Origin of the sequence: Ferruginibacter sp., from assembly GCF_028288465.1 — a bacterium.
Taxonomy (GTDB): Bacteria; Bacteroidota; Bacteroidia; order Chitinophagales; family Chitinophagaceae; genus Ferruginibacter.
The window spans coordinates 48,101-74,598 of the sequence record NZ_JAQBNR010000016.1; the positions used below are offsets into that span (position 1 = coordinate 48,101).

General features: G+C 41.3%; 25 protein-coding genes. 10 read left to right on the forward strand and 15 right to left on the reverse strand.

Features of this window, described 5'->3' with window-relative positions; translation table 11 throughout:
• Positions 1 to 7: 7 nt before the first annotated feature.
• Positions 8 to 1,489 carry a Do family serine endopeptidase gene (locus JWR61_RS07085; RefSeq protein ID WP_301927147.1) on the reverse strand — a complete coding sequence of 494 codons (1,482 nt, stop codon included), beginning with the start codon at positions 1,487 to 1,489 and terminating at the stop codon, positions 8 to 10.
• Positions 1,490 to 1,575: 86 nt separating this feature from the next.
• The gene (locus JWR61_RS07090; RefSeq protein WP_301927148.1) at positions 1,576 to 2,397 is read right to left on the reverse strand and encodes a universal stress protein; all 822 of its coding nucleotides are present in this window, start codon (positions 2,395 to 2,397) and stop codon (positions 1,576 to 1,578) included.
• Between the two features lie 309 nt (positions 2,398 to 2,706).
• Between JWR61_RS07090 and JWR61_RS07095 the strand changes: the two genes are divergently transcribed.
• The 3 genes from JWR61_RS07095 (at position 2,707) to cfa (ending at position 4,704) form a co-directional block, all read left to right on the forward strand.
• Positions 2,707 to 3,384, forward strand: a complete 678-nt coding sequence (locus tag JWR61_RS07095) for a BON domain-containing protein (RefSeq protein ID WP_301927149.1) — start codon at positions 2,707 to 2,709, stop codon at positions 3,382 to 3,384.
• Between the two features lie 179 nt (positions 3,385 to 3,563).
• The gene (locus tag JWR61_RS07100; RefSeq protein WP_301927150.1) at positions 3,564 to 3,926 is read left to right on the forward strand and encodes a hypothetical protein; all 363 of its coding nucleotides are present in this window, start codon (positions 3,564 to 3,566) and stop codon (positions 3,924 to 3,926) included.
• Complete coding sequence (cfa, locus tag JWR61_RS07105) at positions 3,883 to 4,704, forward strand: cyclopropane fatty acyl phospholipid synthase (protein WP_301927151.1); 822 nt, start codon at positions 3,883 to 3,885, stop codon at positions 4,702 to 4,704. Before JWR61_RS07100 ends, cfa begins: the two co-directional genes overlap by 44 nt.
• A 42-nt stretch (positions 4,705 to 4,746) precedes the next feature.
• Here the strand turns inward: cfa and JWR61_RS07110 are convergent, their stop codons facing one another.
• Both JWR61_RS07110 and JWR61_RS07115 read right to left on the reverse strand, forming a co-directional pair.
• Positions 4,747 to 5,928 (reverse strand): polymer-forming cytoskeletal protein, encoded by a 1,182-nt coding sequence (locus JWR61_RS07110; RefSeq protein WP_301927152.1) that lies wholly within the window; start codon positions 5,926 to 5,928, stop codon positions 4,747 to 4,749.
• Between the two features lie 164 nt (positions 5,929 to 6,092).
• Positions 6,093 to 6,782 (reverse strand): DUF6629 family protein, encoded by a 690-nt coding sequence (locus JWR61_RS07115; protein ID WP_301927153.1) that lies wholly within the window; start codon positions 6,780 to 6,782, stop codon positions 6,093 to 6,095.
• A gap of 206 nt (positions 6,783 to 6,988) precedes the next feature.
• Between JWR61_RS07115 and JWR61_RS07120 the strand changes: the two genes are divergently transcribed.
• Positions 6,989 to 7,117, forward strand: a complete 129-nt coding sequence (locus JWR61_RS07120) for a hypothetical protein (protein WP_301927154.1) — start codon at positions 6,989 to 6,991, stop codon at positions 7,115 to 7,117.
• Here the strand turns inward: JWR61_RS07120 and JWR61_RS07125 are convergent.
• The 4 genes from JWR61_RS07125 to JWR61_RS07140 all read right to left on the reverse strand — a co-directional run bounded on the left by JWR61_RS07125 (position 7,089) and on the right by JWR61_RS07140 (position 14,581).
• On the reverse strand, positions 7,089 to 10,094 hold the full coding sequence (locus JWR61_RS07125) for a PAS domain S-box protein (protein WP_301927155.1): 3,006 nt from the start codon (positions 10,092 to 10,094) through the stop codon (positions 7,089 to 7,091). The two genes, JWR61_RS07120 and JWR61_RS07125, sit on opposite strands and share 29 nt — an antisense overlap.
• Before the next feature lie 135 nt (positions 10,095 to 10,229).
• Positions 10,230 to 12,629 carry a phosphoenolpyruvate synthase gene (gene ppsA, locus JWR61_RS07130; RefSeq protein ID WP_301927156.1) on the reverse strand — a complete coding sequence of 800 codons (2,400 nt, stop codon included), beginning with the start codon at positions 12,627 to 12,629 and terminating at the stop codon, positions 10,230 to 10,232.
• A 16-nt stretch (positions 12,630 to 12,645) separates the two neighbouring features.
• Positions 12,646 to 13,467 carry a universal stress protein gene (locus JWR61_RS07135; protein ID WP_301927157.1) on the reverse strand — a complete coding sequence of 274 codons (822 nt, stop codon included), beginning with the start codon at positions 13,465 to 13,467 and terminating at the stop codon, positions 12,646 to 12,648.
• 16 nt (positions 13,468 to 13,483) lie between these two features.
• A complete protein-coding gene (locus JWR61_RS07140; protein WP_301927158.1) occupies positions 13,484 to 14,581 on the reverse strand; it encodes a hypothetical protein in 1,098 nt (365 codons plus the stop codon).
• Between the two features lie 234 nt (positions 14,582 to 14,815).
• On the opposite strand from JWR61_RS07140, the gene JWR61_RS07145 reads away from it, so the two are divergent.
• Positions 14,816 to 14,995 (forward strand): hypothetical protein, encoded by a 180-nt coding sequence (locus JWR61_RS07145; RefSeq protein WP_301927159.1) that lies wholly within the window; start codon positions 14,816 to 14,818, stop codon positions 14,993 to 14,995.
• 77 nt (positions 14,996 to 15,072) lie between these two features.
• Here the strand turns inward: JWR61_RS07145 and JWR61_RS07150 are convergent, their stop codons facing one another.
• The gene (locus JWR61_RS07150; protein WP_301927160.1) at positions 15,073 to 17,619 is read right to left on the reverse strand and encodes a glycosyl hydrolase; all 2,547 of its coding nucleotides are present in this window, start codon (positions 17,617 to 17,619) and stop codon (positions 15,073 to 15,075) included.
• An 84-nt stretch (positions 17,620 to 17,703) separates the two neighbouring features.
• A complete protein-coding gene (locus JWR61_RS07155; RefSeq protein WP_301927161.1) occupies positions 17,704 to 18,618 on the reverse strand; it encodes a DMT family transporter in 915 nt (304 codons plus the stop codon).
• A 252-nt stretch (positions 18,619 to 18,870) separates the two neighbouring features.
• Between JWR61_RS07155 and JWR61_RS07160 the strand changes: the two genes are divergently transcribed.
• Entirely contained in the window at positions 18,871 to 19,320 is a 450-nt protein-coding gene (locus JWR61_RS07160; protein WP_301927162.1) for a BLUF domain-containing protein, read from the forward strand.
• 460 nt (positions 19,321 to 19,780) lie between these two features.
• Here JWR61_RS07160 and JWR61_RS07165 read toward each other — a convergent pair whose 3' ends face one another.
• Positions 19,781 to 19,984: a hypothetical protein gene (locus tag JWR61_RS07165; protein WP_301927163.1), complete on the reverse strand. Its 204-nt coding sequence runs from the start codon at positions 19,982 to 19,984 to the stop codon at positions 19,781 to 19,783.
• Positions 19,985 to 20,167: 183 nt separating this feature from the next.
• Positions 20,168 to 20,332: a hypothetical protein gene (locus JWR61_RS07170; RefSeq protein WP_301927164.1), complete on the reverse strand. Its 165-nt coding sequence runs from the start codon at positions 20,330 to 20,332 to the stop codon at positions 20,168 to 20,170.
• Positions 20,333 to 20,369: 37 nt separating this feature from the next.
• On the opposite strand from JWR61_RS07170, the gene JWR61_RS07175 reads away from it, so the two are divergent.
• The 3 genes from JWR61_RS07175 (at position 20,370) to JWR61_RS07185 (ending at position 22,873) form a co-directional block, all read left to right on the forward strand.
• Complete coding sequence (locus JWR61_RS07175) at positions 20,370 to 21,176, forward strand: SDR family oxidoreductase (RefSeq protein WP_301927165.1); 807 nt, start codon at positions 20,370 to 20,372, stop codon at positions 21,174 to 21,176.
• Between the two features lie 128 nt (positions 21,177 to 21,304).
• Positions 21,305 to 22,219, forward strand: a complete 915-nt coding sequence (locus JWR61_RS07180; RefSeq protein ID WP_301927166.1) for an AraC family transcriptional regulator — start codon at positions 21,305 to 21,307, stop codon at positions 22,217 to 22,219.
• 102 nt (positions 22,220 to 22,321) lie between these two features.
• On the forward strand, positions 22,322 to 22,873 hold the full coding sequence (locus JWR61_RS07185) for a DNA-3-methyladenine glycosylase I (protein ID WP_301927167.1): 552 nt from the start codon (positions 22,322 to 22,324) through the stop codon (positions 22,871 to 22,873).
• A 145-nt stretch (positions 22,874 to 23,018) separates the two neighbouring features.
• On the opposite strand, the gene JWR61_RS07190 is transcribed toward JWR61_RS07185, so the two are convergent.
• The 3 genes from JWR61_RS07190 to JWR61_RS07200 all read right to left on the reverse strand — a co-directional run bounded on the left by JWR61_RS07190 (position 23,019) and on the right by JWR61_RS07200 (position 24,723).
• Complete coding sequence (locus tag JWR61_RS07190; protein ID WP_301927168.1) at positions 23,019 to 23,360, reverse strand: nuclear transport factor 2 family protein; 342 nt, start codon at positions 23,358 to 23,360, stop codon at positions 23,019 to 23,021.
• Positions 23,361 to 23,385: 25 nt separating this feature from the next.
• Positions 23,386 to 24,306: an SDR family NAD(P)-dependent oxidoreductase gene (locus JWR61_RS07195; RefSeq protein ID WP_301927169.1), complete on the reverse strand. Its 921-nt coding sequence runs from the start codon at positions 24,304 to 24,306 to the stop codon at positions 23,386 to 23,388.
• A gap of 138 nt (positions 24,307 to 24,444) precedes the next feature.
• Complete coding sequence (locus tag JWR61_RS07200; RefSeq protein WP_301927170.1) at positions 24,445 to 24,723, reverse strand: hypothetical protein; 279 nt, start codon at positions 24,721 to 24,723, stop codon at positions 24,445 to 24,447.
• 347 nt (positions 24,724 to 25,070) lie between these two features.
• Between JWR61_RS07200 and JWR61_RS07205 the strand changes: the two genes are divergently transcribed.
• A complete protein-coding gene (locus tag JWR61_RS07205) occupies positions 25,071 to 26,498 on the forward strand; it encodes an aldehyde dehydrogenase family protein (RefSeq protein WP_301927171.1) in 1,428 nt (475 codons plus the stop codon).

The window sequence follows — 26,498 nt, forward strand, 5'->3', positions numbered from 1 at the left end:
GCCGGTTTCACAATCCAAAGGCATAATAATATATGCCCGCAATACCAGGATAAATACCTTCCAGCAGAACGCCCTCTTTACTGTCTTGTAAAGAGCGGATAAATTCATCCGTATTATTCACCGGCTTTCTGTTCACTTTCGTAACAATAAAACCTTCCTGCATTTGGGTTGTGCGGCCAATTGTTCCGTCGTTAATGGTGGTTATTTTTACGCCACCAGCCAGGTGCAACATTTCTTTTTCTTTAGCGGAAAGATTGGCTATTCCGACACCCAATTTTTTCAACAGCTCAGTGGATGGAGTTGCAGTTACGGATAGTAACTGTTCTGGCATCAAGGTTACCTCTATTATTTTTTCTTTCCCGTTTCTTATCAATGTCAACTGAAGTTTTTCGCCGGGCTTGTATCTTGCAATTACTTCCCGAAGTTGCGTAGCTGTTTCTACTTCGTGCAGCCCCACCTTTGTAATTACATCTTTAGGAAGAATACCAGCCTTGGCTGCTGCGCTGTTTTGCTGAATGCTGTCTACCATAACGCCTGTGGTACTAGCTATGCCCAACATTTTAGCTTTGGCTCCATTCATATCACTTATAATAATACCGAGGTAGCCACGCATTACTTTTCCATACCTTAACAAATCATCAATGGTTTTCTTTACTATTTCAACTGGTATGGCAAAAGCATAGCCTGCATAAACACCCGTTGGGGTTGAAATGGCAGCGTTAATTCCAATCAGCTTACCATTAATGTCTACGAGCGCACCACCGCTGTTGCCGGGGTTTACGGCGGCATCTGTTTGTATAAATGATTCAATGGCTGACTTGTCAGAAATGATATTGATGTTTCTTGCTTTGGCGCTTACTATCCCGGCTGTTACGGTAGAAGCCAGGTTAAAAGGATTACCTACAGCCAGTACCAGATCCCCTACTTCAACCGAATCTGAATTACCAAATTCGATAAACGCTAATTTATGTTCGTCAATTTTCAGCAAAGCAAGATCTGTGGCCGGATCAGTACCAACTATGCCGGCCTTATAAGTACGCTGATCGTGCAATATCACTTCAATACTGTCCGCATCAGAAACAACATGGTAGTTGGTAACAATATACCCGTCGTTACTTACAATTACGCCTGAAGCACTACCCATCCTTACGCCCGCATCATCCTGCTGACGAAAATACCGCCGCCATAATTCATCCCCGAAAAAATCTTTAAAAAAATCGGGCATATTATTTTGCGCTTTTACGGACACAGAAGATTTAATGTGCACAACGCCCGGGGTTGCCTTTTTAGCCGCATACCTAAAATTAAATACTGCCGCGGCAGAAGGATCGAATGACAGCTGGCCCTCATTTTTAATATCCTGCTGCTGCTTTTCTTCAAACGTTGTAACGTTTGCTTTGCCACTCAGCACGGCATTTTTCCTAGCCTGTCCATGACATCCTGCCAATAACATACAGGCAGCCGTCAATATTAGCAGAAACTTTTTCATTTATTCTGATTTATTGAAATTATTCAGGTGCGGTGTTTCTTGATTAAAGGACAATTTTTATTCACAGCTGTAGAGGCATTCCAACACTATTTATGGGCGATAAAAACAGGTACTTTATGTATTGCAATAATATCCTGCACAAAACTCTTTTTAAAGAGCTGCAAAAACTCAGTGCCGCCATAAGATCCGCTTACCAGAATTGATGACTTCCTTTCTGCCATCCAGAAACTAAAATGCTTTTTAGGATCCACATTCAATTTATATAAGGTAAGATCGCTGAAATGCCTTGCGGCTAATTCCTCTATCTTAATTATATCCGGAAAATCATCGTCACTATCCGGGCTGGCGTATACAAGTAATGTCTCACGGTCAGTCAGTTCGGGAAAAATATAGGCAAACTGTTTAATAGCAAACAGGGCTTCTTCGCTCCCATCGTAGGCCAGAACGTTACTTTCCGGAAATTCAAATTGTTCCGGTACCAATAACACCGGGCACTCCATGTGTTGCAGCGCTTCTTTTAAATAGTGGCGGGAAAACTGCAGCCCGGTATCCTGGTAAAATATTTCACTTCCCAAAATTACCAGGTCAGCAAAGCGGCTTTCATTTTTTAACTCCGGTAGGGCCAGTTCGTAAAAATCTTTGTGTACCCGGAAATCGATACCATTACCGATACAACGTTTTTCAAAGTGCGCAATATTCTGCTTTACCACTTCCGCTTCTTCCGTTTCCATCACGGGGGTAAACGGTGCACCAAGCGCATCACCATAACTCCAAACATTGGCCAGTTCGGTTTGGGGTAAAAAAACACCGGTCAATAACACGGGTTGTAACTCATTTAGTCTGCGGGCAAATTCAAAAGCGCCTTCAGAAAAATGAGTTCCTTCAAACGCTATGATTATCTTTTTCATAAATCATTTTTTATTAAAAGAAACTAATTAACACCATGAAATTATTTACGACGGCAGCCATTTCAAATGACGCAGGGTAGATGAAACACTGATTGAGGTTAGTAAAACTGCGGCTGTTCTGTTAACAAACCAGATTACACGAAACGCATTGCCGGTGAGCATAAAACAGCCATACATTTTAATACCCGTTTGTTATAACTGAATGATCACAATCAATATTTACGATGACGATGTTCATTGTCAGCCAGCTTTGGCAGTTGTTTCTTTGAAGTGTACAACATATTGTTAAACCAAAAAAATAGTAAGAACATGAAAAGCGATAGTCAAATTCAAAAAGATGTGATGGAGCAACTGAAGTGGGAGCCATTTTTAAACGCGGCTGAAATTGGTGTTGCTGTAAAAAATGGCGTTGTTACACTCTCCGGAATGGTTGATTCCTATTTTAAAAAATTAACTGCAGAAAGCGCAGCAAAAAAAGTAGCCGGTGTAAAAGCCATCGCCGAAGATATACAGATAGGCGTTTCTCCTGCAGGCAAGAAAACAGATGCTGAAATTGCGGAAGCTGTGCTGAATGCGTTAAAGTGGCATTCAGGAGTAAAAGAAGAAAAGGTAAAAATAAAAGTAGAGGACGGCAATGTGCGGCTGGAAGGAGAAGTTGAATGGCAGTTTGAACGCGACAATGCAAAGACTGCCATACAGCATTTAACAGGCGTGCGGTCGGTTACCAATGTAATTGTGGTGCATCCTAAAATACAGCCTTACGAAATTCAGCAAAAAATCAGGAATGCTTTTCAAAGAAGTGCCAATATTGATGCCGGCAAAGTACAGGCGCATGTAAGTGGCAGAAAGGTGACACTCGTTGGAACGGTAAGATCCATTGCAGAAAAGGAAGACGCTGAAAATGCCGCATGGCAGGCACCTGGCGTATCAGTGGTTGAAAGTGAGTTAAAAATACAAGCGCCTGAACCTGCTTACAGCGAAATATAATCGCCGTGCGCATACCAAGTTTTTAAAACAACTGCCTTCGTTAATGAAGGCAGTTGTTACATACAAACAGGCACATGCAAAAATTAATTTGTGTAAGATTTATATGAAAAATATTTTCAGCCCTGTTCTTTTTAAAAGCAGCAAACATTTATTATCTCTCCATCATAGCTACTAAAAATATGAACCGCACATTGCCATCGGCGCAAACGAAATACCAAACGCTTGTTACCCGGCTACTGGATACAGCGGGCGTAAAAATCGGCGGACCCAACCCGTGGGATATACAGGTACACAATGATGGTTTTTACAAAAGAGTACTAGCTGACGGCGAGACCGGCATGGGTGAATCTTACATGGATGGCTGGTGGGATGCAGAACGTGTGGATGAATTGATTTGTAAAATATTGCAGGCAGATCTTGATAATAATATCTCTCCTGCATTGGCCGGAATTATGGCGGGTAACAAAATTAAGACTGCTGAATCTGCAAACAAAAAAAATGGCTTTTGTCAATGGCCAAAAACATTACGACCTGGGCAATGATCTTTTCCGGGCGATGCTTGACAGCCGGATGAATTATAGCTGCGGATACTGGAAGAATGCCAGCTGTCTTTGCCAGGCCCAGGAAAATAAACTGGATTTAATTTGCCGAAAGCTATACCTGAAACCGGGCATGCGGGTGCTTGACATAGGCTGCGGATGGGGTGCATTTGGAAAATTTGCGGCCGAAAAATACGGAGTAAAAGTGGTTGGCATCACCGTATCCAAAGAGCAAATGAAACTGGGACAACAACTATGCGGGGGCCTAAATGTTGAATTCAGGATGATGGACTATCGCAACACTACGGGTCAGTACGACAGGGTGGTAAGTGTGGGAATGCTTGAACATGTGGGATATAAAAATTACGGCAGTTTTTTTGAAACCTGTTGCAGATGTTTAACCGGCGATGGCTTGTTTTTGCTGCACACTATAGGCAGCAATCATTCAGTCCGGTCAATCAATGGGTGGACGAATAAATATATTTTTCCAAACGCCATGCTGCCTTCTCTTTCGCAGCTTTCAGTTGCTACAGAAGGACTTTTTATTGCAGAAGACTTGCACAATTTTGGAACATATTATGATGATACATTAATGGCATGGTATCACAATTTTAAAAATAACTGGCACCAAATAGAAAAAGATTATCCTTCCCTATTTTTCCGCATGTGGGAATATTACCTGCTTTCAAGTGCAGGCGGGTTCAGAGCAAGAAAGATGCAGCTCTGGCAAATTGTATTGTCCAAATCCGGCGTTGCAGGAGGATATGAACCGGTGCGTTGATATGTGAGTAATCTTTTTTTCGGAGATTTATTTGCCAAATAACTAGTCGGTTAACGCAACAGGCGGTTTTCTCTTCCAGTTTAGATTTAATAAAATACCACCGAAGCTGATACAGGCCATTACAAAAATTAACAACCATCCAACAAAAGGAGCAGCCTGTACAATTTTTAAAATGATGAAGAGGCCAAAAGCAGCAAATACCAACCTCCAGTAACTCCACTGATGATTATTACGGTTGTTGAACCAGTTGGCACCAACTACTGAAATGATGACCGTTGCAAGCAGCAGCAGGGTTATATAAACAAAAACCAACAGCAGCCCGACCGGTACACCCACGATGGTAAGAAAAGCAATAACAGCGGCAACAGGTGTTGCTATAAAAAATAAACAACCATATCCAAGGGATTTTATACTGCTGGCGAAAATAGTGTCAGCAGCCTTTTTAATGGTGGCAGCAAACAGGTATTGCACAATCATTATCATTAACAATGCCATGCCAAGATACCATAACAAACCAAGTACAGAAGCCGCACCCAGGTAATACCATTCGCTGTTTTGGATACGCAGGGACGGATCGTAAGTTGCCTTACCATTCTTTACCGATTGTTTAAAATCAAGGGAGCCGGCGTTGTTCCAGTAACGAACATCCCCGTTAAAATTGGCCGCGTTGCCAATTACAATATCCCGGGCAGCGAGTACAGCATTGCCTGCCACATTACCATTTATTGTTAGTTTATCAACTGTGCAATTTAACCCTTTCGTGACATTTCCATTTAAGGTCAGTTCCCCGAAAGCACCTCTTAATTCTCCATTTACATTACCGTCCATCGTAACTTTTCCTCCTGTGGCGAGCAACCCCCCGATTGTTATACCCCTGTCAATTATGACGCTTCCACCGGCAAGCACAACATCGCCCGTTACATTTTTGCTTATGCGTATATTACCTCCTGCACAGCGGATATCATCACCTGCAAACCCGTTGAATGTTACGTTACCGCCTGCCAATAAAATATCATTTGTAACAGTATCATTAATGATGATAGTACCACCGGCGATAATTAAATCGCCGTATATGGGCGCATTGATGGTTACAGTGCCGCCTGCTATGTACAGGTCTTCATGTACGGGCTGGCTGATGGTTGTATTATTTCCGAATTCAATTCTAAAAGCTGCTGCGGTAAAAAAGCCGCAGCATAGTAAAATGAAAAAAAACATGTGTCTCATAAAATAATATTTGAACGTTTATATGTCCCTAAAACTTAGCCATAAATAAACTATTTTCTACCATTTTTTAAAATGTCCTGGGTCAATAATAACCGTGATTACCGTCATTTTTTATGGGCGCATCTCCTGTATTAAATTGTTTAACCAGCGCACTTCTGTGTTTATCAGGACGGAGTAATCAGGATGGACCTGTTAACCGAATTGGCTATCGCAGTCTGCCTAATTTGATCTGTTATAAAATAAACAGACACGCTGATGACGGCCGCAAAAAAGCACCACACCGAGATGATATAATGAGTATAGAAAATCTGTGAAATAATATAGGAGAACAAAATTGACGAACCCAGCAGCCACATTTTTTTCTGATTCGAAAAGAAAGAAGGAGCAACTGTCGCGATAACATACAGTATACCTCCAACGTCTCTGAGCGCATCAGGATAATTCTGCCGGTACGAGATATGAGCTCCATCAATTTGTGCAGAAACATGATTAAACAATAAACACCAGGCCAGAAAAGACGAAACGCAAACACCTGTTGCAACCAGTATTTTCAGTAAGCCTCTTCCGCCCGCTCCCTTTTTTTCAAGCATTAATACGGACACCGGTGCCATTACAGGCCAAACAACTTGTGCAAAGAATAAAAACAGGTGGGTAAGTGCCGTCTGAATGACAATGCTGCCTGGCCGGGGAAGTGTTATCCATAAAAAGTCTTCTATAATTTGCTGTATCCCGAAAAGAAAGGGAATACTGGCAAACAAAAGCTGTCGCGGATGCTGCACTTTTTTTATGGTGGCAATTCCTATAGCAGTTAATGCCACGCCTGCAGTAAAACTTGCATTGGCAGAAAAACACATGATGTTCAATTTAAAAGATAAAAGGAGCGCAGGCCGAATGAAATAGCAGAATAAATATCTGTAACTGAACTGCGGATAATTTTCAGTTTAGATGTAAATGGTAAAAAAAAGAAGGCCAGGATAGAAATCCAGCCCCGTTTTTAGTCTAATATCCTATGAAAACCGTCTAACAAAAGTAGAAGGACCCGTGTTAAAAAAAAATAACCATGGTCAATAAAATGGCTGATTGCGAGCAGGGAAATAATTACAATAACAGTACACCCACTAAAAATAATGAAGCATCAGGTTGGAGCTATAAAGAATTGGCTATTTTCCGGATGGAAGCACGATTGTAAATTCTGTGCCTTTTCCAGGCGTACTTTCAAAACTGATTTTTCCGTTGAGCAAATCAATGTATTTTTTCACGATGCTTAATCCCAGCCCGGTGCCCGGTATTTCGCCGGCATTGCCTGCCCTGAAAAATTCCGTAAACAACTTTTTTTGATCTTCCAGGGGAACACCGATGCCATAATCTTTTATGATGACTTTGATGTGATCACCGGTAACAATAGATTTAAGCTCTATTTCATTACCCTCAGCAGAATATTTGCTGGCATTGGACAAGAGGTTTAAAAATACATTTTTCAATATTGTCTTCGATTGTTCCACCATCTTTCCGCCGGAATGAGTATAACTTATTCGTTGATTTTTTTTAATTGTCATGCCTTCCAGGTCGCCCACTATCGTTTCTAAAAAATCTGGCAGATTGAAAAGCGAATTCTCTGCTTCTACAAATCCTTTTGCCAGTCTTTCCAAAGTAAGAAAATTGGTTAACAGGTCGGTAAGATTTTTTACCGCGGCATTTATGCGGTTGATGTGCACCATCCGCTTTTCCTGCTGGTCAGATTCTGTATACATTTCCAGTAACGAAGAGCTGGAAAGAATGGTTGATAAAGGCGTGCGGAATTCATGTGATGCCATGGAAACAAAATGTGATTTCATTTCATTCAATTCCTTTTCACGGCCGAGCGATTCGGTCAATTCCCGCGTACGTTCTATCACTTTGGCTTCCAGCTCTTCCTGGAAATGTATCTGCCGGGTTATATCAACCACCACAGTTTGGGCGTATGTTTTTTCTGCATTCAATGTTACAAACATACCTGCCCAAAAATGCTGCCCGTTTACCTTTTTCATTTCAAGAACGGCAGTATTAAGCTTGCCTTTTGTTGAAAGTGCTCTTAATATTTTTTCCCAATCATCCGGTTTTACAAAATGCTTTACTGAAGCGTAATTTGCTAAAAAATCAGCTTTTGATTGGTACCCAAAAACCTCTACGGCCATATCGTTTACGTCTGCAGCTTTAAAATTCAGCATATCTGTGATATGCATTGACACCAGCGAGTTTTGAAATAAATTTCTGTATTTTTCCTCACTGGCAGCCAGCTGTACGATAGCTTTTTTTTGCTGAGATGTATCAATTATCACTGAATGTGCCAGGCTTTTGTCTGCATTTAGTTTCACAAACAGCTTTGCCCAAAAGCGGCTGCCATCGAGTCTTTTAAACTCCTGCTCCAGGTTATTGATCTCACCCTTTTCCCTAAGCGTTTGGATATTGTTTACCCTGTTTTCAATCTGTTCAAAATGGAGTTTGGGATTGTAATCATTTAATAAATCCTGCTTTGAAGGGTAACCAAAAAGCCGTACGCCCATTTCGTTTACATCAATTATGCTCAACGAGTGCATATCGACTGTAAACATGGCTACAACTGAGTTTTCAAAAAAACTCCGGTATTTTTCTTCGCTTACTTTTAGCTTTTCAATTGATAGTTTCCTTTCAGTAATATCTATCATTACCGATTGGGCGATGCTGGTTTCAAAATTCATTTTGGCAGAGGCGATTCCCCAGAATTCAGTACCATCCAATTTTTTGAGCCTCGCTTCCCGGTTTATTATTTCACCTTTTTCGATAATTGTCCGGGCAATACTTTCAACATCTTGCGGATCAGCAAAGTGAGTTTGCAAATTAAAATCTTTTATAAAATGCGCTTTAGATTGATAACCAAAAAGCCGGGCTCCTGTCGCGTTTACATCAACCGGCTTTTGTGTCGACATGTCGAGTGTACAAATCGCCGCCAGCGAATTTTCAAAAAGATTACGGTATTTTATTTCATTGAGCTGTAATTCCGATGTGGCCCGTTTCTGCTCTGTAATGTCAGACCGGATGGCCAGGTATTTATAGGGTTTGTCCAGTTCATCCAAAAAAGGTATAATGGTAGTGTACACCCAATACACTGAACCATCCTTTGCCTTATTTTTAATTTCTCCTTTCCAGATTTTTCCGTTGGCAATAGTTACCCACAGATCGCGGATAAACTCTTTTGAATGGTAGCCGGAGTTTACAATGCGATGATCCCGGCCAATCAGTTCTTCTTTTGTATATTTCGAAATTTTACAAAAATTTTCATTGGCATATTGTATAATCCCTTTTTGATCTGTTACCGCAACAATATCTGCTGCGTCAAGCGCATATTTATAGTCGGCAATGTCTTTGTGTAAATTTTCCAGTGTAGATGTTCTTTCCGCCACCTTTTGTTCCAGTTCCTGGTTAAACTGCTTTATAATGCCGTCAGACTTAAGGAGCGCTTTGTTCACAGTAAACAATTCTGAAGCCCGCTTTTCTTTTTCGATGTTTTGAAACAAAAGTTCCTTGTTAGCAAAAGCCAGCTCGGATGCCCGATTTTCTTTTTCCTGGTTTTGAAAGGTAAGTTCTTGGTTTGCTACGTCCAGCTCTGACGCACGTTTTTCCTTTTGCAGATTTTGAAATGCAAGTTCCTTATTGGCAATCACCAGTGCAGAAGCCATTTCCAGCAATTGATTCTGCAGATCGTTGGTTACTTCACCTTTTTTAATATGATCTTTTTGCAGTTGTACAAGGGGAGTTACGTCCTCTACCCGATGGATAATATAAGCCACTTCGTTGCTGGCGTTTAAGACAGGCTTATTAACAGCGCTCCAGTATTTTTCTTCGAAAGTGCCATCAGGTCTGCGTATATCGTAGCGCTGAACAGGCATGGCATGCGAGGCTTTATTCTTAACGACAAAATGCATTGCTGCTGTAATATTCGAAACAGCATCTTCAAGTGCCGGATCTGGGTTAACAGGAAATACGTCAAATAAATGTCGTCCGGTTATTTCTTCCCGTTTTGTAAGTGTGGCAGCGGCATAGGCATCACTTACAGCCACAATGGTTAGATCTGGCAGCAGCAAGAGGAATAATCCCGGTGCAGATTCAAACAATGATTTGAAATCAATTTGCTTTTCAACTTTTTCCATCTAAAACAAAATACAACTTTTTGAATACTTATTTTATAGCCTTCCCGAATATTCTATGTTTTTACTGTTATGGATAAATCAGTTTCAATTTTTCCTGTTGTGTATTTTATTTTAAAATATTTTTTCAATGTACTGCTATAACATTGCTGCATGATGGAGTTGCATACTGTCATTTTTTTCTGCGGCAAGAATATTTTCGATTCCCGTTAGCAAGGCGTCAGGGTTAAAGGAGATGCTGTCAATACCCTGTTTTACCAGGAAGGCCGCATACTCCGGAAAATCGCTGGGCGCCTGGCCGCACAACCCAATCTTTACACCCGCAGTTCTGGCCCGTTGTATCATTAAAGCAACCATTTGTTTTGCTGCTTCATTTTGCTCACTGAACAAGTCACTGATGATGGAAGAATCCCTGTCGATACCCAGTGTGAGCTGGGTTAAATCGTTGGAGCCGATAGAAAAGCCATCAAATATTGTTGCAAATTCCGCCGCTAATATCACATTGCTTGGTATTTCTGCCATCACGTATATTTCCAGGTTGTTTACACCCTGCTCCAGCCCGTACTTTTTCATTACAGCAATTACTTTATTTCCTTCGCTGATGGTGCGGCAAAAAGGGATCATCACTTTCACATTGGTTAAACCCATTTCATCCCGCACTTTGCAAATCGCTTCACATTCCAGGCGAAAACCATCCCTGTATAAATCATTGTAATAACGTGATGCGCCGCGAAAGCCCAGCATTGGATTTTCTTCCACCGGTTCAAAATCCTTTCCGCCAACCAGGTTGGCATATTCATTGGTTTTAAAATCGCTCATCCGCACTATTACATCTTTAGGATAAAAAGCTGCAGCAATGGTAGCCACGCCTTCCGCCAGTTTATCAACAAAATATTTTTCCTTGTTTTGATAGTGATGGGTCAGCGCTTCTATTTTTTCTTTTACGGCAGGGTCTTTCAGTTCATTGAATTTTACCAATGCCATCGGGTGTACCTGCACCGCATGTGTAATGATAAATTCCATCCGCATCAGGCCCACGCCATCGTTTGGATAAAAAGATAATTTAAATGCCTTATCCGGGTCTCCCACAATCAGCATCACTTCCGTAGCTTCCGGCTTATGAACGTCTGAAAAATCCAGCGCTGTTTCTTTGTAGGTAAGCTTTCCCTTGTAAACAAATCCGGTTTTTCCCTCACAGCAGGAAACGGTAATCATTTCGCCATCTGCAATGGTATCAGTAGCGTTGCCGCAACCTACAATGGCCGGCACGCCCAGTTCTCTTGCAACGATGGAAGCATGACTTGTTCTGCCGCCTTTATTGGTGATGATAGCAGTCGCATTTTTTAAAATCGGATCCCAGTCAGGGCTGGTTAAATCAGTTACCACAATTTCGCCGGGCTGCAATTTAAATGCGTCTGCAGGCGATTGCAAAACTCTTGCTATGCCGGTTGCTATTTTTGAACCGATGGCTTCGCCTGATGTTAATGCTTCTCCTTTATTGACCAGTTTATATTCTTTTACCAGCAAAGGATTTTTTTGTGAATGCACGGTCTCCGGCCTGGCCTGTATGATGAACATTTCGCCGGTATTGCCGTCCTTTGCCCATTCAATATCCATCGGCTTTTTGTAGTGAGATTCGATGATCAGCGCCCAGTTGGCAATCCTGGTAATTTCTTCATCGGTCAGTACAAATTGCTCCTGTTGTTGTTTTGGTGTAGCAATATTTATAACAGGATTTTTTTCATCGCCATAAATCATCGTCTTCGCTTTTTCACCCAGGCGTTTTTGAACAATGGCATTTTTATCCTGCAACAGGGTTGTTTTAAAAATAAAAAATTCATCTGGTGTTACGGTACCCTGCACAATATTTTCGCCCAGGCCCCATACCCCACTGATGTGTATGATATCCCTGAAACCAGATTCAGGCTCCAGCGTAAAACATACGCCGGAGCAGGCTTTATCGCTGCGCACCATTTTTTGCACCCCAACGGAAAGGGCCACTTTTTCATGCGCAAAACCATTGTCTTCGCGGTACTTGATTGCCCTGTCAGTATACAATGATGCAAAGCATTTTTTTACAGCGGCCAGTAAGGCAGCTTCGCCTGTTATATTAAGAAACGATTCATGCTGACCTGCAAAACTTGCTTCCGGCAAATCTTCTGCCGTGGCACTGCTGCGCACAGCAACTTCAATTTCCTTTTCCCCGCACAGGGCTTTGTAAGCCTGCAGCACTGCCAGTTTTAACTCTTCCGGCAGCTCAGCATCGAGTATTAATTGCCTGGCTTCCGCACCGATACTTTGCAAATTATTATACGTCGTTTTATCCAGCTGCTGCATCAGGCTTTGCAGATGTGCCTGCAATGCGTTTTGTGTAAGAAATTCGTTGAATGCTTCAGCAGTGGTGGCAAACCCGTCGGGAACCGCAATACCTTCTGCGGAGAGTTTTGAAAACATTTCGCCAAGCGAAGCATTCTTACCTCCAACAATGCTTACGTCGCCGATGCTTGTTTCTTTAAATTGTTTGATATATAATTTCATTGGATATTGTTTTGGTTCAGGAATGATGTAAGGCCATCACCGGAACATGGCTGTGCAACACCCATTGTTTGGTATGACTTCTATGAATAATTTTATCAATCAGCGAATGACGTTTGGGCAGTACCATCAGCAAATCAATGTTATTTTGATCTGCAAAATCTAAAATACCCTGGTCGGTATTTTCATTGGTAATAAAATGGAAAACAGGGTGGAGCCCTTTCAGCATTTCCCTCAGCATACCCGACTCAAATACAGTATCTGAATTATACACTTCTTGCTTACCTGTATTTAAAACGTGCAGTTCGCAATGAAAGTCGTTTACCATTTGTTTGATTGCATCTACCGGTACAGTGTCGGTTACGTCATCGCAATCGCAGGCGAGCGCTATTTTTTTAATGGTATAAAATGCAACTCCCGGTGGAACCGCTATCAATGGCCAGGATAAATTCTTCATCGCCTGCACAGTGTGGCCGCCTAACAACAACCGCTCAGCGGACGTGGTTCCCTGGCTTCCCATTACCACCGCGTAAGGACGTATGCTTTCGCACAGATTTTTCAACTCCCTAAAAAAATCACCTTCGATTATTTCAGCTGCAATTTTTACATTGCCATTGGTGCGTTTAAACAAGACTGTTTTTAAATCACTCATATTTACTTCCGATTCCTTCAGCCATTTATCTATATCGGCTGTTACCGGCACTTCGGTAAAAATTACGGGCACCTGCCAGGTATGCAATACAAGTAAATCTGCTTTAATTGCCAATGCCATGTCAGCAGCATAATTGGCCGCGTTGGCTGCAGCCGGTGAAAAGTCGGTGGCAACAATAATCGTTTTCATAAAAATATTTTAGTAATCAGTAATATTGTATCAGTGCAATGTGATCATATTCTTTCAACAGTCCTTCATCTGTAAATTCAACGTCACCTCCATTCTCCAACACTTTTTCAATCACATCATCCACAGCGTCTTTTATATAAGAAAATGAATTCAGTGTTTTTCCCGCTTTGCCAATGTCTTCTTCTTTGCCTCCATGCTCTGCCGCGTACATGTAATTTTTTTCTACCACCAACAAACTGCCTTTTCGGTTGGTGGCTTCCCGCCATACATTGCGCATGCCAATGGCTAGCCTTTTATTGCCCGCTGCATTTTGTAACTGGTTAAGAATATCTTTTTGTATCACTTGCTTCCAGTCAGCTACGTAGGGCTCCAGCAATACTTTCAATTGCGGCATTGTAGCACTTTCGTAATTACCATGCACATAATCAACCACCGCATCTGCATGTTTGGTTAATTTTTTGAAATGCCCGGCAATCCGCTCCGTTGCCAATACAAACAACGGCAACTGGTGTGCTTTCAATATTATATCCAGCGTTTTATCTACCTGGTGCAAAAACTTATGCATCTGAATTTCCTTTCGTTCTTCCATGTCAGAAAAATTGGCTACCCGCTCAGGCAAATCATTTTCAAGCGCTTTGGACGATTCGCTTGCATTCACCAAAATGCGGATAAAGGTGGTAGAGTTGCCAATGTAAATACTGCTTTCTTTACTGCTCAGCAGCAACACGAGGTATTTGTGAATTTGCTTTTTGCTGTATACCAGGTCACGTATTTCAAATGAGTCATCTACCACAACTCTTTCCTGTACGGCTATATCCAGGTACAATACTTTTTCAAACAGTGGCGATACATAAATAGCGATGCTCTTTTTATGTGTATTAAAATTTAAGGATTTGATAATGGAACTTAATTTCTGCATCACTAATTCCCGCATCTCTTCAGGGTAATTTTTTTCCAACTCCGCTTCCACCTGTTCGGCAGCAACTTTTAAGGAATGGGTTATTTCATTTTTCAGCCCCATTTTAGGTTCAAACGGCAGTATAATTGAAACTGCAGGGCGATAGTGTACTGCGTTCAGTACAGTTTGTATTTCCGGCATTATTTGCGTTTTCATTTTCATACTGTTTTAGACAACTAAAATAATACCTGATACGCCCCAAAACATTGACAGTCATCATTCAAAATCTTGACAGTCCTCAGCTTTAATAAATAGCTGCGGCGGCTTTCCGAAAAATGCAGTTCTTTAATTTGCGTTACAACACTGCAGTCTTCTTAAAAATCCACCTTTTAAACGCTGTATTGTAATGTATTACATACATCGCCGCAAAATGAAATATTTCCATGCGGCATGATCTGGATTTCATGGCCAGAAAAAGCAGCTCAAATTGAAACCGATATTACCGGAGATATCATCAGGAATATTAGGTTGAACAATGGATTCGTGGATGTGAAGGTATGTTCGGTAGATGAAACCTGGTCAGCGATAAAATTGATTGTTTCCCTTAAAGACAGAAGGGTTGTCCCTTAGTGGAAATTTCAAAATCATTCTGTCATGACTATATCCAACTTCACTTTATTGGCTAAGGCGATAATAAATATTGCACATTACTCTCCGGCTACAATTCGCACCGGGCCAATCAAACCCGAAGACACGAGCGGTGCATCTTTATCAAAATAATTCCACGTAGTAAAACAGTATCTCTTTTTGGAAGGTCTTGGTTGTTTGTTTAAAAACCAGTCAGGAAATTCTTTTAACTGGTAACCGCTGTTATAAAAATACTGGTTAGGCAACCATTCACAATCAGCCGGCTGCTGTTCATCTCCTATCAAGCGGTTGGCCCAAACATTGGTTACTTCAATCACCAGCTGATTACCTTGTTTTTTTAATAAGGCAGAAGGTATCCTGGTGCGCCATGGAGCAGTCCAGATAACGCCCAAATCTTTTCCATTTAACAGTACACGGGCAATATGATTTACAAGGCCCAGGTCAAGATAGATGGTTGACTTATTTCCGACAGATTGTACAGCAGGCGCATCAAATGTTTTTGTATAAACAGCCGTACCGCTGTAATATTTTATTCCCTCATCAGCATTGTAAGTCCAGTCCTGCAACGCTGTAAATTCAACAGGTTTGGCCGGCCCTCCCCAGGCTGCATCGAACTTCACCTGCCATGCACCATCTATATTTGCCAAATCTTTTATGGTGGAAAAATTGGATTTTTTTGCAAGAGCCGAAGACATCAGTTTTTTACGGAACACTACAAAAAAGCTCTGGGCTTTATCAAAAGGCAAATTGACAGCAGTAAACCCATTGGCTATTTCAAACTGCGGTAACGGACGCATGGTGGAAGTAACCGGATCCCATAACTCAGGCTGCATACCTGCTATCTTAAACCTGCATTGGGCACTCCCTGCCTCCCTGGCCGTATTGGCTACAAAATAAATATCAGTATTGTCATCACGACGATGAATGGATTTTACTTTAATGCTGTCATTGGTAGTAACTGCAAAATCATTTTCCGCCGTAGTAAACCTGCCCCACTGCAATAATGCCTGGCAACGTTGCCAGTAGGCCACCATGGCTTTGGCAGGCTTCCACCACGTTTGTGTGCGGTCGAAATGAGTACCCCATTGCCCCATGGAATTACCGGGCTTGTAATGTTCATCCCAGGGCTGGTGCACAAAACGGTGCAACACCATGCGGTTAACGCCGGCGCAAAAAGCCGCGTCACCAATGGGTTTCAGCCAGGCCGGATTTTCGCTCCATTTGCTGTCTGCCGGCTGTCCCGTAAACGCCTCCGACTCAATCAGGTTGTGATCCGATTTTCTTAAAGCGGCTACCGTGGGGTCCAGTTCATAGGGTGCGTATACACCTTTTTCCGTCCAGAACTCCGTCATCACATGATGTACTAACGGTATCACATCTTCCTGGCGCCACGGGCCACCATAAGGTTCGCTCAAAAAAGTAAGGTGCGTTGCTTTTAATTTTTTGGATATGGTGGTATAATAAATATCCCGGTACAAATCTTTTATGGTAGCATCAAAATCATTTTTAAAACGAAGTGAATCCTGGCGGCTGTTGATAATCCGGCCTGCGAAAGTGGCCAGGTAGGGTGTTAAATCGTACCCTCTTCTCTTTAAAAATTCTGCTTTCATTTTTGGTGTCCATGTCGGTTCACCCGCTTCGTAACTGTCGAAATGTACGTGAGTAAATCCGGTACCTATTAAATCACCCAGGTGCTTTTTTATTTCATTTATAATGTGATCAATATGAAAACTTACTGCCGCTTCGCTCATTTTATCGCACTCCAGTCCCACTGCTTTTGGATGCGCCGGCTGAATGAGGGCGCCCATTGTGGTATGTCCAAAACGGTAAATGGTCCAGTCGCCTGCCGGGGCATTCCAATCCAGTTTTCCATCCGGTTGCATCCTGTCAGTAAGGTCATATATTTCATTGAGATGTACTATACCGCTGGCTGGCAAGGCCAGCACGGCAATGTCTTTGTAATAATTTTTTCTGCCGGGAATAACGGGTTTTTCAGTCAACCCGTTTTCAAGATTAAAAACAGGGAAAGGCATATTGGCTCTTGGATCAACCGCCGGTTTTTCCAGTTTTATCAACAAATTATTGCCACCGCTCACTGGTGTGCTGCTCCAGCAAATTTCCTGCATGGAAAGCTCAGGTGTAATCCATGGGCCGCCACTGCTCTCGTAACCGGAGCCATTGAACATGCCAAAATCCATCCCCAGCCGTTTGGATTCCTGCGCCGCAAAACGGACCAGTTTCCACCACGGTTCCGTCCATGAAATGTATTGAGGTGTGGGTGTTTTACCAATGATAGCGCTCCACGGGTTTACCACGTCTGCCAGGCTGAACATGGTGGTTCTGCTAAAGCCTTCTTCCTTTAATGCTTCCAGATCTTTGGTAATATTGGATTTACTCATATTGGTACCCATCCACATCCACAATACGCCGGGCTTAGCTGTGGCCGGGGGGTGCAAAAAAGCCATCTCCGGACTTGTAAAAATAGTGGCGTCGGGTGATTTTTTGTACTGTGCCTGCGCCGTTCCCAATAGCATTATAAAACAGGTTAAAATAGCCAGGTAAGATGAAATGTGTTTTTTGACTGACAATACGTTGTTAGAAGACATGCCTATTTTATTTATGATTGAATGTAAGGATTGCTGGTGAAAAACTGGTTGATTTTATTTAGGTAACTACCCCTGCTGCATAAATTATCTTGTAAACATGGCCGGTGTAATATTGGCAATTACCAAACCGCCAATTACCAGTAACCCACTTATTAAATGAATGGTAGAAAATGCTTCACCCAAAAACAGTACGGCCTCAATGGTGCTGAATATCGGAATCAAATTACCAAATAAAGCAGTACCCGATGCGCCGAGTTTTTGTATAGATGCGTTCCAGCAAAAAAAGGCGATGATAGAGTTGCCGATACCAAGATACAAAATGATTAAGAGGATATGAGCATTCCATTTCACCGGTGGCTGGTGCACTGTTTCAAAAATATAAAACGGTAAAAGGCACAAAGTACCAACGGTAAATATGGCGAAAAGAAACACCATTGGCGAAATACCTGCAGGCTTTTTTCTTACCAGGATATTGTAGATGGCAAATGTAAATGCGCTGATAAGTATTAAGACATCTCCCTTACCAAACTTAAAATGGGACAGCGCCGCAAGGCTACCGTGACTAATTAAAAATAAAATGCCCGTGATACAAATGATCATCCCCGTCATTCTTAGTTTGCTCACTTTTTCCTTTAAAAAAAAGGCCGCCATCAAAGTAATAAAAACCGGGGACGAAGTAGTACCAATCAACGCCAGGTTGATGGCCGAAGTATAATGACCAGCCAGGTAAATAAAGGTATTAAAAATGCTTACACCGGTTAGTGCTGTCCACAACAGGTATTGTTTGTGCTGAAAAATGATATGTTTTTCCTGGTTAAATTTTTTAAAGGCAATGGGTGCAATGCACAGAGAGGCTAGTCCCCACCGGTAAAATGCCAGGCCTACCGGGGGCACTTCGGTTGAAATACCACGGGCAATAACATAATTACCCGACCAGATAAGGGTTGTAAGAACCGCCAGTAATACACCTGTATAAAAGTTTTTTTGATTGGGTGACAATATGAATGTGTAAAGAATTTATTTGGGTAAAAATAAGTAAAACAAGGGGTAAATCTCAGCGGAAAAATGTAGTAAAGAAACGAAAAGTTTTGTAAATGAAACAAGGCTATGACTGCTGTCAAGTACCCGGTTAACCTTTGTCATAAAAAAATCTATTTGATTCTGGTATTTTTACTTCTATCATACAACAATACGACAGCAAAAAGCCTGAAGCACTTGCGAAAAAAGTATTTTTCAAATACCCGTTAAATTATGTACCAGCTTATTTATTGCTCAATAGCTAGTCCCGGATTGCATCCGGCGGATATAAAAGCGATTTTAAATACATCCCGGAATTTTAACTCGGCCAATGGTATTACCGGTTGCCTGATCTATTACAATGATGAATTTATTCAGATACTGGAAGGCAAAAAGTTGACCGTAAAAAAAATGTATGAAAAAATTGAACACGATGGCAGGCACTTTAGCGTAATAATGATGTCGGAAGAAGAAGCGGACGAACGCATTTTCAGTAACTGGGCCATGGCTTACTGCGGTTTTAACGGAGAAGCCAATGGCCGTAGAAATTTTCTCTTTGAACAAAACCTGATTGCTCTCAGTGAACTGGCTGAGAAACCCACACAGACCATTAAATTATTTTTTCATCTGACAAAACTGATGCTGGAAGGGGAATTGAACGACAGAGCGAAAAAGCCTAATTGAGCTTTTGTACCAATTGCTGTAGCTAAATTATTTGCATCAATTCCCTGCCGGGGCAGGCGAAGCGTTCCCAAGCAAACTGGTTTCTTCTTCCTTATCATCATGAAAAACAGTAGCAAGGATGGTGGTTTCAGTATAATTGATCAGTATCGCTTAGAACCATTTCAAAAAAAAATATTTCAATAGTAACACATTAGTAAAACATATTCCTTACTTTGCAACCAGTTTTCATAGGGTACGGATTAAATCGGGGCACTGTTTCAACAGTTAGCCCTTTTTTTATGCCTCAAAAAAATATTTCTTCTTTATCCGGCTTAAAAATCAACCAGTAGAATTCAGTACTGATTTTTGCACTATGTACCACTCCAGTTATAATTGCGTAAGTTTTGGTATCTGTGGAAATCCCAGCTAAATTGTCTTTAGTCAGAAATACTGCTGCACGGCAATTTAGCTAGTAATTACATTATACATAGGTAACCAGCTTAATTGAAGGCTTCTCCTGTGGCTTTTGATCTGTAGCTGTCGTTATGACTACATTAAAATTCACAACCTGTTTTCCTGATTGCAGGCTTCTGATTGTACCATCACTTGTTACTCTTGCTGTCATTTCCATGATTGTAAACTTTAGTTGTGTATAAATATCAATCTGATAAAATGCTTCATTCATTTACCGATAGTGACCATCTGTAAGCCTAGCGAGAAGAAACAAGGTTTTTCAAAAAAATAATTCCCCATCAGGGATTTTATTTTTTGCCGAGTGGAGATTTTTTTTGGAAACAGACTGTCAGCCTGAGTGTATGCAAGTGCAGACCTTATTGCCCAGGCAAAAGGACAATTATTTGCTGCACGGTCAGCTGAATAAACCATAATAAAAAGCAGACAAAGCATTCGGCTGTTGCACAATCACTTTTGGACACTCTGGAAAAAGCCTTTTGCAAATTTTTATTGTTAAAAAATAGTCAGCCGTCATTTTGGCTAATAAAAGCTGCAAAACGGCAACATCTTCCTTACTCATACGCCGGAAATTTGCAGTCCAAATAAACTATACCATAATGCAAAAGACCATTTTTATTACAGGAGCTTCAACAGGTTTGGGGAAGGCTGCTGCACTGTTATTTCAAAGTAAAGGCTGGCAGGTTATCGCCACCATGCGTAATCCGGAAAAAGAAACCACACTGGATAAATCAGACGATGTCATATTGCTGCCGCTGGATGTTACCAATCTGGAGCAAATCAATTCCACCGTTAAAAGTGTAACGGAAAAGTATTCTGTTGATGTAGTACTCAATAATGCAGGATACGGTTTAATAGGCCCCCTGGAAGCATTTAGTGATGAACAAATTCAACGACAGATAGAAACCAACCTGTTGGGTGTGATCAGGGTTTCAAAAGCATTTACTGCGTATTTCCGGGAGAAGAAGAATGGCATTTTTATCAATATCACTTCAAAGTTCGGACTGATGGGTTATCCAACCTGTTCCATTTACAGTGCTACCAAATTTGCAATAGATGGCTTTTCAGAAAGTATGGCTTATGAACTTGCACAGTTTGGGATACAGGTAAAGCTGATTGCGCCGGGAGGTATGCAAACTGATTTTGCCGGTCGCTCCATTGACTTTGGACAACATGATGCCTATAACCAGCTCACGATAGAGGTAAGCAAAGGTTACAGTGCGGAGAAAATAGCGGAGTATTCGAAAGTAGAAGATGTTGCACAGGTGGTATATGAAGCTGCTACGGATAACAAAAATCAGCTCCGTTACATTGCCGGAAAAGATACCATAGAAATGTACCAGGAACGCATGGAGAATGGAGTGGAAACGCAGGTCCAAAATATTAAAGCGATGTTCAGCTTTTAAATTTCCCGCAGCCGGGATGCAGGCAAACAGGCAGTCTTAAAATCAAAAGCTGCCAATGCACCATCAGCTGAAATCAGTGTCGCTACAGAACATTTCCTAATTTTGGTAACAGTAAATACTGCATATAAATGAAAAGTCAACCCAAAATATTCCGTTCAATAACTGAACTGCATAAGGCAATGGGTCAGGCAAGGCCTTTGCATCCGCTGATCAGCATTTTAAATTACGGACAGGCCGTGTTTGACCCAAAGGATTTTGAACAGAGAATCATTTTAGATTTTTACAAAATATCCTTTAAAACAAATTTCAGTGGCAAGCTACGTTACGGGCAGGGATATTATGATTTTGAGGAGGGAGGAATGTCATTTGTGGCACCGGGACAAATTTTAAAGATGCAGGATGAAGAAGCCAACTACGATGGTATGTCCCTGCATATTCACCCGGATTTTATCCGGCCTTATCCGTTAAATACGACCATCAAACAATACGGTTTTTTTAATTATTCCGCTTCCGAAGCGCTGTATTTGTCAGACAAGGAAAAGGAAACCATACTGGGGGTGTTCCATAAAATCCAGGAGGAACTTGGGGAAAGGCTGGATCATTTCAGCCAGGACGTTATCATTACCCAGATAGAATTACTGCTCCATTACAGCAACCGGTTTTATAACCGCCAGTTCATCACCCGCAAGGCAGTAAACCACGATGTGCTGACTAAACTGGAGTTATTACTCCATGACTATTTCAAGGACGACGCTTCGATGAAAACAGGACTTCCCACTGTACATTTTGCAGCAGAACAATTGCACCTTTCTCCCCGTTACCTGACTGATTTGCTGCGTAACCTAACCGGCCAGAATACGCAACAGTTTATTCATCATAAATTAATTGAAAAGGCGAAAGAGTATCTTTCAAAAAACAACCTTACGGTGGCTGAAGTAGCCTATCTGCTGGGCTTTGAACATCCCCAATCCTTCAATAAACTGTTCAAGAAAAAAACCAATTTTACTCCTACGGCATTTAAACAATCATTTCATCACAATTAGCAGGCCGGCCAATACTTAAAGCGGCCGGATAATTGACCACCACATTCATCATCAGACACCTGGCAAACCTGAAGGGTAACAGGCAATTAAAATAAATCAAAGATGTCCTACTGCAGTTACATTGATCACATGCAACCCGAAGAAAGAAGACTGTTGCATAAAAATTACCACGATAATCATTATGGCTTTCCTATCCACCAGGATAACGAATTGTTCGGCCGGCTCATCATGGAAATCAACCAGGCAGGTTTAAGCTGGGAAACTATTTTGAAAAAAGAGACTGCTTTTAGAAATGCCTATAGTGATTTCAATATCAGCAAAATCGCAGCTTATACAGAAAAGGACAGGGAAAGGCTTTTAGCCGATCCGGGGATCATCAGAAACAAGTTAAAAGTAAATGCAGCGATTGAAAATGCAAAAGTCATTATTTCCCTGCAAAAAGAATTTGGCTCTTTTGAAAAATGGCTTGACCACCATCATCCGAAAAGCAAGGAAGAATGGGTGCAACTGTTTAAAAAAACATTTCGTTTTACGGGTGGTGAAATTGTAAATGAATTTTTGATGAGCACAGGATACGTACAGGGTGCGCACAATGAAAGTTGCCCGGTATATAAAAAAATAATGAAAGCAAAGCCCGCCTGGTCGAGCAAATAACTGCATCGGTCTATTGACAGGTTATAATAAGTTACAGGCGATGGTTTGGCTGCGGTCATTCCTGTTTAGAAACCATCAACTGTGATTTTGCCCGGGTAAAAGCCCCCGTCATTATTGGTGGAAGAAGTATCTTATTTGCTCTTCATCAATCCAGATAGGCCTCAATGGTGTTAATAAGGCCGTCATTGTTAACGGTGAATTCAAGACCTCCGGTTTCATGGCCAAAATCTCCGGTAAAATCAACAAGTGCGATGGCGTGTTGAGGGGTAATGATCTTAAAAGATTCTGCCCTGGTTTGTGTATGGTAATCAATAAAAAAACGTTCGAGATACCTGCGGACACCCGTGGTGTTCCTGAACGTTTCGCCCACAGAGACATCCTTAATCACTGCATCTTTAGCAAACAGTGTAAGTAGTGCATCGATATTAAATTCATTGGCAGTATTTATAAATTCCTTGATAATGGTTTCAATTTGTACTTTTTTCATAAGCTTGTTTTAGTTATTAATGGTTTTATTTACCAATCATTTTCATTGAGATATTCCATAGTCTGTCTGCATTTCCTTTGTCAAGTGCATACATTGCAACTCCCTCATAATTGCCAGGTCGTTTTGTAACAGTTTCAACTTCGTTACAGTTTTCAAAATAGCGCCCACCAATATTATCAAGCAACGGTGAAGTTGCTAGCAGGATTGAAGTTGCTGCTCCTTGTTGCGGCGTTTTATGAAGTTCTGGTGCCGAACGAAGCTTTCCACCAACGTGTTTTTGAAGATTTGTCAAGATGGCTCCTGGGTTCAAAGCATTTACAGTAATTCCGTCCTTTAACCAACGTTCAGTCGCACCAACAGCAAATAAAACGCAAGCCGTCTTTGCTTGTCCATAGGAAACCAAAGGGTCGTAAGGTCTAAACAAAAAGTTTATGTCGTCAAACAGAACAGGCGAAAATAGATGTCCACTTGATGCTACCACTACTATTCTTGCAGAACCTGCACTTTGCAAAGCATTGTGTAATCCAACAGACAATGCAAAGTGCCCAAGATGGTTTGTCATAAATTGTATTTCAATACTTTCTGATGTTTTTTGCAAATCTGGTATTGACATTACGCCTGCATTGTTAACCAGTATATCCAATGCACCTTTCCAGTTGTCAACAAAATTATTTATTGAGCTAAGGTTATCTAAGTCAAGTTGAGCAACGTGTACTTTATTATTTCCTGTGGTCGAAATTATTTCATCCGCAACCTTTTTTCCCCCTTCAACATTTCTTGCAGCAATTGTTACTTCCGCACCTGCCTTTGCCAGAGTTTTTACGGTTTCTATTCCAATCCCTGATGCACCGCCTGTTACAATGGCTCGTTTATCTGTCAAGTCAATCCCATTTATAACTTCATCTGCTGTCGAGTGGAAGCCGAAATTTGTTTTTATTAATGTCATAATTATGAATGTTTAAATTTGCTGGGACTTTAATAATTACCGCTAATAAAATATCTTTTACTACTCGAGCATTTTTAATACCACACTTTATGTGATGAAAAAGTATTTGCATTTTATTTTTGAATATATCCGGTTGCATCACCCGGTGTCATTTGATAGTTTACTCACTACCTGATAAATTAAAATTCCCTTTTCGAGATGATTTAAAATTTGAATACCCATAATAATGGAAGTATGCATAATGGCTTTACCCTGTCTCACAAAGCGGTAGGATTCAAGAACCGATACATCAGGCTCGTTTACATAAATTTTTTCCTGGATCCACCACAACCCCTGTTTTGCAAACTGGAAATCACTGGTAAATCCTCTTTCATGTAAATCAATAATTACAGCATGTTTTGCTAATTTCTTTTCCATGACGCACTAGCATTTAATGCAAATGCTGAAGTCAATTTGAATGCCATTCATTAAGACTTTAAGAGTCATGTACTTATAAAATAAACCTGCATTTAAAAAAAATGATATTTCGCGATTAAGCGAAACCATTGACGAAATGTAGCGATCTGCCATGTTGTTTTTTAAATACAGCAACCATTTGACTGAATGCAATTGCAGGAGTGGCTGAATATTTTAAATCTCTTTCAGATATCGAATCATCAATTGAGGTCATTTGACATTGAACTTTATAACAAAGTAAATTGAGCCTTATTACAAAGTAGAGCAATAAGTTTTAGCAGAGTTTTGCATAAACAAAAACACAGATTATGCAAATAATAGATAAACAATTCATTAATGGAACATTTATTACGCCTCACGGAACACAGCAATTAGAGCTTGAAAATCCTGCTACGGGAGAAATCATCACCAGGGTAACTTTAGCAGATGAAACAGATACACAAAATGCAATAGCCGCTGCTAATGCCGCATTTAAAATCTATTCGCAAGCCAGTTTAGAGACCCGGCGGGATTACCTGCAAAGGATTCATGATAAAATGACTGAAAGGCTGGACCATTTACTGGAGATTATCAGCAATGAATATGGCGCACCGCAATGGTTTGCCCAATTCGCTTTACAGGATGCTGCGAGATCCTGGTTAGTAGCCAGGGAGCAGGTAAATCCTGAAACATTCCGTTATAATTTAAAAGAAGGTACCGGGGTAATACTGGACCCCGTTGGCGTTGCCGGTTTAATAAGTCCATGGAATATTAGTGTTTGGTTTATGTGCGTAAAAGCATCTACCGCCCTTGCTGCCGGATGCACCGTTGTAATGAAACCAAGTGAACTCAGTGCCCGGCAGAATAATGCAATGGCTGAAATATTCTATGATGCCGGCCTTCCCCCGGGAATAATCAATGTTTTGCAGGGAACCGGCGATGTTGTAGGCAGCGAGATCACCCGTAACCCGGGCATTAATAAAATCTCTTTCACAGGTTCAACAGCTATAGGAAAATTAATTGCCAGGCAAGCCGTAGATAGCATGAAAAGAGTGACCCTGGAATTGGGAGGAAAGTCACCATCCATAATAATGGATGATGCGCAACTGGAAAATGCCATTCCTTTTGTGTTGCAGGTAGGACTGCAAAATAGCGGGCAATCCTGTACAGCAGGAACACGTATATTGATTCCTGAAAGCAGGGAGGCAGAAATAATTGAAGCGTTAAAGAAAGGGATTGAAGCAATGAAGGTAGGTCCGTCAACAGACCCGGATTCAGCCATCGGTCCGATTGTTTCAAAAAAACAATACGAACGGATTCAGTCCTATATAAAAAAAGGTATAGAAGAAGGAGCGGAATTATTGACCGGAGGTTTGGGGCATCCGGAAGGTTTGGAGAAAGGAAACTTTGTAAAGCCAACCATCTTTGTAAAAGTCGACAACCACATGACCATCGCTGCAGAAGAAATTTTTGGTCCTGTTCTATCAGTTATTACCTATAAAGATGATGCTGACGCCATCCGGATAGCCAACGATTCCGCTTATGGCCTGCACGCCTATATAGCAGGTGCAGATATTAAAAGAGCGAAAGCCATCGCCGAAAAGCTCCAGGCGGGCAGAGTCGCTATTAACGGATTTGTAGATGAGCCACGGGCTCCATTCGGAGGCTTCAAACAATCTGGTATCGGAAGAGAATTTGGTAAGTTCGGACTGGAAGCTTTTTTAGAACCAAAAGCTATATTTGAAGTTAGCAATTAG

Coding starts and splice junctions, on each gene's coding strand:
- JWR61_RS07100 (WP_301927150.1), top strand. CDS start 3,564: ATGAACCGCACATTGCCATCGGCGCAAACGAAATACCAAACGCTTGTT.
- JWR61_RS07205 (WP_301927171.1), top strand. CDS start 25,071: ATGCAAATAATAGATAAACAATTCATTAATGGAACATTTATTACGCCT.
- JWR61_RS07145 (WP_301927159.1), top strand. CDS start 14,816: ATGATCTGGATTTCATGGCCAGAAAAAGCAGCTCAAATTGAAACCGAT.
- JWR61_RS07150 (WP_301927160.1), bottom strand. CDS start 17,619: ATGTCTTCTAACAACGTATTGTCAGTCAAAAAACACATTTCATCTTAC.
- cfa (WP_301927151.1), top strand. CDS start 3,883: ATGGCTTTTGTCAATGGCCAAAAACATTACGACCTGGGCAATGATCTT.
- JWR61_RS07115 (WP_301927153.1), bottom strand. CDS start 6,782: ATGTGTTTTTCTGCCAATGCAAGTTTTACTGCAGGCGTGGCATTAACT.
- JWR61_RS07095 (WP_301927149.1), top strand. CDS start 2,707: ATGAAAAGCGATAGTCAAATTCAAAAAGATGTGATGGAGCAACTGAAG.
- ppsA (WP_301927156.1), bottom strand. CDS start 12,629: ATGAAATTATATATCAAACAATTTAAAGAAACAAGCATCGGCGACGTA.
- JWR61_RS07140 (WP_301927158.1), bottom strand. CDS start 14,581: ATGAAAACGCAAATAATGCCGGAAATACAAACTGTACTGAACGCAGTA.
- JWR61_RS07125 (WP_301927155.1), bottom strand. CDS start 10,094: ATGGAAAAAGTTGAAAAGCAAATTGATTTCAAATCATTGTTTGAATCT.
- JWR61_RS07190 (WP_301927168.1), bottom strand. CDS start 23,360: ATGAAAAAAGTACAAATTGAAACCATTATCAAGGAATTTATAAATACT.
- JWR61_RS07160 (WP_301927162.1), top strand. CDS start 18,871: ATGTACCAGCTTATTTATTGCTCAATAGCTAGTCCCGGATTGCATCCG.
- JWR61_RS07195 (WP_301927169.1), bottom strand. CDS start 24,306: ATGACATTAATAAAAACAAATTTCGGCTTCCACTCGACAGCAGATGAA.
- JWR61_RS07180 (WP_301927166.1), top strand. CDS start 21,305: ATGAAAAGTCAACCCAAAATATTCCGTTCAATAACTGAACTGCATAAG.
- JWR61_RS07120 (WP_301927154.1), top strand. CDS start 6,989: ATGGTCAATAAAATGGCTGATTGCGAGCAGGGAAATAATTACAATAAC.
- JWR61_RS07090 (WP_301927148.1), bottom strand. CDS start 2,397: ATGAAAAAGATAATCATAGCGTTTGAAGGAACTCATTTTTCTGAAGGC.
- JWR61_RS07170 (WP_301927164.1), bottom strand. CDS start 20,332: ATGAGTAAGGAAGATGTTGCCGTTTTGCAGCTTTTATTAGCCAAAATG.
- JWR61_RS07165 (WP_301927163.1), bottom strand. CDS start 19,984: ATGAATGAAGCATTTTATCAGATTGATATTTATACACAACTAAAGTTT.
- JWR61_RS07200 (WP_301927170.1), bottom strand. CDS start 24,723: ATGGAAAAGAAATTAGCAAAACATGCTGTAATTATTGATTTACATGAA.
- JWR61_RS07085 (WP_301927147.1), bottom strand. CDS start 1,489: ATGAAAAAGTTTCTGCTAATATTGACGGCTGCCTGTATGTTATTGGCA.
- JWR61_RS07175 (WP_301927165.1), top strand. CDS start 20,370: ATGCAAAAGACCATTTTTATTACAGGAGCTTCAACAGGTTTGGGGAAG.
- JWR61_RS07185 (WP_301927167.1), top strand. CDS start 22,322: ATGTCCTACTGCAGTTACATTGATCACATGCAACCCGAAGAAAGAAGA.
- JWR61_RS07110 (WP_301927152.1), bottom strand. CDS start 5,928: ATGAGACACATGTTTTTTTTCATTTTACTATGCTGCGGCTTTTTTACC.
- JWR61_RS07135 (WP_301927157.1), bottom strand. CDS start 13,467: ATGAAAACGATTATTGTTGCCACCGACTTTTCACCGGCTGCAGCCAAC.